At 38.6% G+C, this 6929-nt stretch carries 10 protein-coding genes; all 10 read right to left on the bottom strand.

Annotated elements, in window-relative coordinates; genetic code table 11:
- Window positions 1–246: 246 nt before the first annotated feature.
- Window positions 247–846 (bottom strand): DUF4468 domain-containing protein, encoded by a 600-nt coding sequence (locus VB264_RS22790; RefSeq protein ID WP_323253344.1) that lies wholly within the window; start codon window positions 844–846, stop codon window positions 247–249.
- A 169-nt stretch (window positions 847–1015) separates the two neighbouring features.
- Window positions 1016–1612 (bottom strand): DUF4468 domain-containing protein, encoded by a 597-nt coding sequence (locus VB264_RS22785; protein WP_323253342.1) that lies wholly within the window; start codon window positions 1610–1612, stop codon window positions 1016–1018.
- A gap of 377 nt (window positions 1613–1989) precedes the next feature.
- Window positions 1990–2586 (bottom strand): DUF4468 domain-containing protein, encoded by a 597-nt coding sequence (locus tag VB264_RS22780; protein WP_323253340.1) that lies wholly within the window; start codon window positions 2584–2586, stop codon window positions 1990–1992.
- Window positions 2587–2793: 207 nt separating this feature from the next.
- Window positions 2794–3285: a hypothetical protein gene (locus VB264_RS22775; protein ID WP_323253338.1), complete on the bottom strand. Its 492-nt coding sequence runs from the start codon at window positions 3283–3285 to the stop codon at window positions 2794–2796.
- A gap of 1 nt (window position 3286) precedes the next feature.
- Entirely contained in the window at window positions 3287–3694 is a 408-nt protein-coding gene (locus tag VB264_RS22770) for a hypothetical protein (protein WP_323253336.1), read from the bottom strand.
- A complete protein-coding gene (locus VB264_RS22765; RefSeq protein ID WP_323253334.1) occupies window positions 3691–4155 on the bottom strand; it encodes a hypothetical protein in 465 nt (154 codons plus the stop codon). The genes VB264_RS22770 and VB264_RS22765 overlap by 4 nt, the downstream gene beginning before the upstream one ends.
- Window positions 4146–4475, bottom strand: a complete 330-nt coding sequence (locus VB264_RS22760) for a hypothetical protein (protein WP_323253332.1) — start codon at window positions 4473–4475, stop codon at window positions 4146–4148. Before VB264_RS22760 ends, VB264_RS22765 begins: the two co-directional genes overlap by 10 nt.
- Window positions 4469–4795, bottom strand: coding sequence for a DUF6706 family protein (locus tag VB264_RS22755; RefSeq protein ID WP_323253330.1), 327 nt, complete (start codon window positions 4793–4795; stop codon window positions 4469–4471). Before VB264_RS22755 ends, VB264_RS22760 begins: the two co-directional genes overlap by 7 nt.
- 569 nt (window positions 4796–5364) lie before the next feature.
- On the bottom strand, window positions 5365–6444 hold the full coding sequence (locus VB264_RS22750) for a major capsid protein (protein ID WP_323253328.1): 1080 nt from the start codon (window positions 6442–6444) through the stop codon (window positions 5365–5367).
- Window positions 6445–6849, bottom strand: coding sequence for a hypothetical protein (locus VB264_RS22745; protein ID WP_323253326.1), 405 nt, complete (start codon window positions 6847–6849; stop codon window positions 6445–6447).
- Window positions 6850–6929 lie beyond the last annotated feature (80 nt).

The raw sequence follows: 6929 nt of genomic DNA, 5'->3' as shown, positions 1-6929 counted from the left end.
GAACAGATATTTTTTTTCTATACCTAAAAACATTTCCATGCTACAAGTTCTTAATTTTTTTTATCTTATCTAAAAGATGTGGGTAATCAGTAGGACTTAAGTCCCTCGCTAGGGATAAATACCTTGATTATCAGTTATTTATATACTTATGGGTAATCAGTAGGACTTAAGTCCCTCGCTAGGGATAAAAGTAAATCAACTATTGTAACGCTATTAAATATACGTTAACGAAGAAATCTCTAAACTTTAAAAATCATCATTACTTTTCATGGCTGTTTTTAATAAGCTAATTAATTCATCCAGAGAAAAGTTTATTCTATTCACAATTTCAGCTTGCGTCTTATATTTTTCTTTGTCTTTATTTAATAAATCCTCATGCTTTTTCAACTCTCTTTTAGATAAATTGGTGGTTGTTGATGCTGATAAACTATCAATTTGCTGTTTAATGGAATTGTATTTAGTTAATTCGCTATTAGCACCAAAATAGTAATAAGATGTATAAGCAGTTTTATTAGGTCCTAACCCTAACTCAACATTAGTAATTGAATATCTATATTTATTCTCCTTTACATCAATAGTTACTACATATTTATAATCGGGGTGATAATCTATCAGAAGGAGTGATATCCCATTTATAACTAGCTTACCTTGTTCTTTATCTTCAAATTTTACAAAAGGTTTGTAATCGCCATAGTATTTTGTTAGCCATGTTTGTGCATTGGCATACAGCTTGGCTTTCGTATTTTTTACTTCCACTACCTCTTCTCTATCAAAACTACTAGGCGTTTGGCAAAAGGTGTAAGTACTGATTAATAAGCTTAGCGCAATAATTAAAGTCTTTTTCATTTTATTATCTTGATGTCTTTTTATGTGATTCAGCTATAAAATTAGCTAAAAAGAATTAATAAAATTTAAACTAGCACTGTTTATCAATAGCGAGGGACTTAAGTCCCTCGCTACTCATGAAAGCAAATCGAATACTATAACGCTAATAAATATACGTCAAAGAAAAACTTTAAAAATCATCATTACTTTTCATGGCTGTTTTTAAAGAATTTGAAATATCATCCAGAATATCATTTACTTTTGAGATTCTAAAAGAATAACTCTGGTAGGCTCGTTTATAGCTATTTACCTCTTCCTCATGCTTTTTTAATACTTTTTTGGACATACTGTTTGTTGACAAGGCAAGTATACTATCTAATCCTACTTTAATTGTTTTAACCCCTTTAATATCTCTTTCAAGTGGAAAATATGAGTCTGCAATTCTACTATCAGAAATACCAAATCCCATTTTTATATCATTAATCGAGTATCTATATTTACTCTCCTTTACGTCAATCGTAATAGTATAATTAAAATTAGGATAAGACCTCAAATCTAAATCAGACAACCCCTTAATAATCAACCTCCCCTGTTCCTTATCTTCAAATTGAATCACAGCTTTATAGTCGCCAAAGGTTTTGGCTATCCACGTTTGGGCATTGGCATACAGCTTGGCTTTCGTATTTTTTACTTCCACTACCTCTTCTCTATCAAAACTACTAGGTGTTTGGCAAAAGGTGTAAGTACTGATTAATAAGCTTAACGCAATAATTAAAGTCTTTTTCATTTTATTATCTTAATGTCTTTCTATGTGATTCAGCTATAAAATTAGCTAAAAAGAATTAATAAAATTTAAACTAGCACTCTTTATCATTAGCGAGGGACCTAAGTCCTACTGATTACCCACATCTTTTAAAACGTTGAAATGGAAATGTAATTATTGATCAAATTAGCTTAAATGTACATAAATAGTCTTTAAAACCAAGCGTTGAAGCCCTTATCTCTAGCGAGGGACTTAAGTCCCTCGCTAGAGATAAGAATCTGATTATTAATAATTTACAAACTTATGGGTAATCGGTAGGACCTAAGTCCTTCGCTAGGAATACAAATAAATTGATTATTATAACGCTAATAAATATACGTAAAAGAAGAAATCTTTAAACTTTAAAAATCATCATTACTTTTCATGGCTGTTTTTAAAGAGTTAGAAATACTATCCAGAATTTCTTTTACTTTAGATATTCTAAAAGAAACTCTTCCATACGTTCCTTTTAAACTATTAACTTCTTCTTCATGTTTCTTTAACTCTTTTTTAGACATATTACTAGTTGATAATGCCGTTATATTATCTAGTTTTAATTTAACGGTTTTAAGTCCACTAATATCTTCTTCAAATGGTGAATAAGTACTTGCAATCTTATCTTCATAATTGCCAAAACCCATTTGTATATCATTAATTGAATACCTATATTTATTCTCTTTTACGTCAATAGTAATCGTATATTTAAAATCAGGATAAGAGTTGATACCCAAATCAGACAACCCCTTAATAATCAACCTCCCCTGTTCCTTATCTTCAAATTGAATCACAGACTTATAGTCACCAAAGGTTTTGGCTATCCATGTTTGGGCATTGGCATACAGCTTGGCTTTCGTATTTTTTACTTCCACTACCTCTTCTCTATCAAAACTACTAGGTGTTTGGCAAAAGGTGTAAGTACTCATTAATAAGCTTAGGGCAATAATTAAAGTCTTTTTCATTTTATTATCTTAATGTCTTTTTATGTGATTCAGCTATAAAATTAGCTATAAAGAATTAATAAAATTAAAAACGAAGCCGTTTTTCAGGGGAGTATTGTGACGCATAACACTTATACAAATATAGCGATTTTTGCGATAATTTTGTAAAAAAAGCCCATAAAAATTACAGGCTTTTTAACAATTTTATCATTACTCAAATCTTGTTGATTATGATGGGTCTTCCCACGTCTCGGCATATACGCCTGCCTTTTGTGGCTTCATTACCGTCAGCGTAACCTCGATGGTTGCCAAGGCTTTTTTACTGAATTCACCCGCACGTTTTGCCGATACTAAGGCACGGTTTATCGTGATGATATGCCCTGTTTTGGTTTCAATCTGCACAGATTTCTGAATTTTGGAAGTAGTATCGGGTGAGCTCCAAACGCCTGCGGCTACCGTGCCTCCTAACAAAAATCCTGCAATGTCTGCGTCGGCATTCATGACCGTATATTTATACTGCTTCTTGCCCATCGTGATGATGGATTCCTCGGGATAGTCGTTTTCTTCCGACATAAATTCCTGTACTTCGTTGTCGCCCGTTTCAATCTTGAAGGTGTCTGAAAGGGTCAATCCTTTTGAAACAAAGGCTGTTGCTGTTCCGCCGTCATTGGCGATGTCGCCATATTTAATGCTTTTTAATCCGTAGGTTACTGTTGCCATTTTATGTGTTATAAAAAGTGAAAATTAATCGTATGTTTTGAAAATGAGCATTGATGGCTCTCTCTTCGATAATCGTGGATGATTGAATAAAAATCGAGTAAGTACTGGTGCTTACTTCTGCTAAAATATCGTATGCAAGGCTGCTTAATTCACCTAAACGCTTGATATTGGGTTGGTTCTGAACTTCGCCATTGACCTTCACGACGAGGTCAGGCACATGGATATTCACGTTGACGATGCCCCGTTGTAAGTTGCCTTCGCCGATGCTGAGGCTGTTGATGACTACGTCTTCTTGGCTACTGTTGACGGGGCGGCGTAATTTGTACAGTCCTCCGCTGATGGCAGTTTTTAGATTCGAATCGTTCAGGATGGCGTAAAGCGTGGCGATTTGGTCGAATTGTGTTTTCATGGCTCTTCTTTCATTTCTTGCTGAACTTTATTAAGTACTTTCAGTATTTCCTTTTTTGCCAATTCTTCTGAAGAGGTCAACACATCTTTCCCCTTGGCTTCCTCCGCAGCAGCATTTTCCATGCCTGCCACCACGATAAGGACAAAGCCTTCGCTATGGTTACCTGCCAGTTCTTCTGCCAAATCTTTCCCTTTCTGCGAACCATACTTGATGCCTAACGAGCCTTCTATTTGCTTGAACCCTCCTGAATTGACTTCCTCGCCATTATCCAGCACCACATAGCCTATTGAACTACGGCGGTTTCCCATTGGGTCGTCATAGTCTGCATTTTCTAGGGCGGTATCCACACATTCGGCACCTATTTCGTCAAGGCTTTGGATTACTTTTTCCCTAAACTGCTTGTTTACTTTTTCAAGCCTTTTATGGATGCCGAAGAGGTCGAATGTTTTTATTAAACCCATAGTCTGCTATGAAAGGTGTCTTTTGAAAATCCTCGGCAAGTTCCTGATAGCCTGACGCTACCGTCGGGGTTTCTTACCTGTACTTTTGACCCAACGTTTATCACTTCGCAAGATACCTCGCAATACACTACCGCATCAGGCATATACGCAATGCCGTCATCAACAGTGGGCATTCGTTGGGCGGATGTGGTTTCGTCACGGCATTTTGCCATCAACACCCATTCGGCTCCGTTGCTGACAAAATCGCCTGTGGCATCTTGGCTCGAGGCCAGTATCTGATACTGGTATAGGCTATAAGGATATTGCGTTGATACTACCATTGGTTTGATTTATCGGTGATGGATGGTACTGGATTCAGCGTATCGGGAAGACCAAGCTCCAAGCAAAGCGATTGATAATAGGCTTTGATGTTGGCAATGGCGTATTCTCGTGAGTACTGTCCTTCCGACACCTTGGGTACTAACAATAGCATGGGCACAATGGCGTACATCAGCTTGTCGGCATCGATAGCGTTGTCTGTGTTGTATTCCCGACTGCCATCTATGCTTGTTTTGGTGATGTATGAGTCCAGCGTAATCTCAGAAAGTGTAAACCCAAATTCCAAAATCCTTGCTTGAATGATTTGCTTGATGGAAGGCATATTTTTAGTTTTGAGTTTTGAGTTGTGAGTTGTTCTATTGAGTGATTGAATGAATGAGTGATTAGTTGTGAGTTAGTGAGTTTTGCATGAGTAAGTGATTTTTTTAGTAAGTTTAATCTTGCTTTTTGAGTGAGTAACTCATGGCATGACTTGAAGTCATGCCATGAGTATTTTCAGACCAATCCCGTGGTTCATGGCACACTGAACACCATTTCTATTGCTTCTCTACTTGCCTTTTAGAACAAGTAGAGAAGCAAGTACTATGTAGCAGTAACCCTGGCGGTTACCGTTCTTGGGGTGGTGATAACAACGTTTTGATACCTTACAAGCCAAGTCGAAAAGCCTCTACCCATCGGTAACCGCAAGGGTTACCGCTACATGGTACTTTGCTCTTCGAGATGTTCCAAAGGGCATCTCGAAGTACAGATAAAAAGTATTTAAAATCCTCTTTATCTGTACTCGACTTGCCTTTCAGAACAAGTCGGGGACGCCAAGTCGAGTAGCGAGACCACGGAAGTAAAAAACAATCACTCATTCACTAAATCACTCAATCACAACTAATTAACAAATCACCCAACTGACTTACTATCCAGCGTATAAATCCCCTCCACATTTGAAATCACAGGAATTACTCTTGCTTGGGAAGTCGTAAATTCTGATAACGATGGGCGGTTGGTTCTGAACTTCGATACCAAGATAAAATCATCCGTCACAGAATACGTCACGCCCGCAGTTGGGTGATTTTGTTCCGCCAATTTAGCGTAAAACAACGAGCCAATTGGTCCCGCTGGTGTAAATACCACCATGCCATCTTGCCAAGGTTTGAAGGTCGTCTGCACGCCGTTTTTCTCGTAACGCACCGCTCTGTCGATAATCTGTAGGTTTACCCCGAAGCGTGAGAGAATCACCTGACGTGCCTGTTCGATGGATGGCGAAGGAATAGACCCTCCCGAGAAGCCCGCATTGAAAGCAAACATCTCCTTGAACGACGTCGCCTTGGTCATGTTATTAAAGGCCGTTTTGTCCATGTAAATAGTACCTAACACATTGCCATCCAGACTTGCCTTTGTAAACACATTTTCGATGTCGTCGATGGGCTTGGCTGTCGATGCCGACGACCATAGTACCGAGGCAACAAACTTATTATCAGCCTTGTAGCCGTAGTCTATTCTGATACCCGTCCCTACGTTGTCGCTGTCAACCAAGGCTACGCCCGTTGAAAGTCCCTGCAAAAATACCTGCTCGTTGCGTTCCCAGATACCCGTAATTACTTTGGGCGTATCGTTGAAGATGGCGCTGATAATCTGACTTTCAGTAGCATTTTGGGCGATGGTTACGTCCAAGTTAGTCAGTTGTTGTTCGTTCATTTTCAGCTCCATGCCAAACTTAGGGATGTCGCCATTGGCTTTGGAGATTGAGTCACGCTTTTTCAAGGGTAATTCGCTATCCATCGCCACGACGTCGGCCATGATAGCAGTGTTCGCCACACTGATTGACTCCCATTTACCTGTCGCAGAGAACTGTTTTCTCAGCAATGCTCTGTGTAAATAGGTCAATTCATTTTTAGCGTCGTTCAACTCTTGCACCACGCGTGTAGTGATACCGGGAAACCATTTGTTTACCCATTCAATAAATAATGATTGTTCCATTTATTCGTCTGCTGTGAAAATCAATTGTGGCAAGGCTGTTTTTACTGCCGACAAAATTGAGGTTAAAGAAAAAGGTGAGGCTACTATATTAACAGTGCCGCGAATCATGATACCTGCAAAGGGTTTTGCGGTTCTGATGGTGGCTACCAAAATGCCCGCATAGGTATGTCCCGAAGGCAATGATCCATAGACGGTGTCGTTGGTGGCGAGTGGCATGGGCTTGAAAAGTCCCGTGGCTGTTTCACGGATGATTACATGTCCCGCTTTGATGATTGTAGGGCCAAAACCCGTAATATCAAGCGTTTTGCCACCTTTGATGGATTCAAGGTTATTCATGATAACGATTGAATCTTTCTCTGATAAAATGCTTTCATCAGGATTTGAAAGGTTTGCGTATCCTGCCATTTTAATTAATTGTGATTTAGTGATTGATTGAGTTAGTTAGTCAGTTGTGATTGAGTGAGTTAGTGATTTAGTGAGTTGTG

The organism is Arcicella aquatica (assembly GCF_034928825.1).
Lineage (GTDB): Bacteria > Bacteroidota > Bacteroidia > Cytophagales > Spirosomataceae > Arcicella > Arcicella aquatica.
This window is presented reverse-complemented; position numbering and strand designations above follow the sequence as displayed.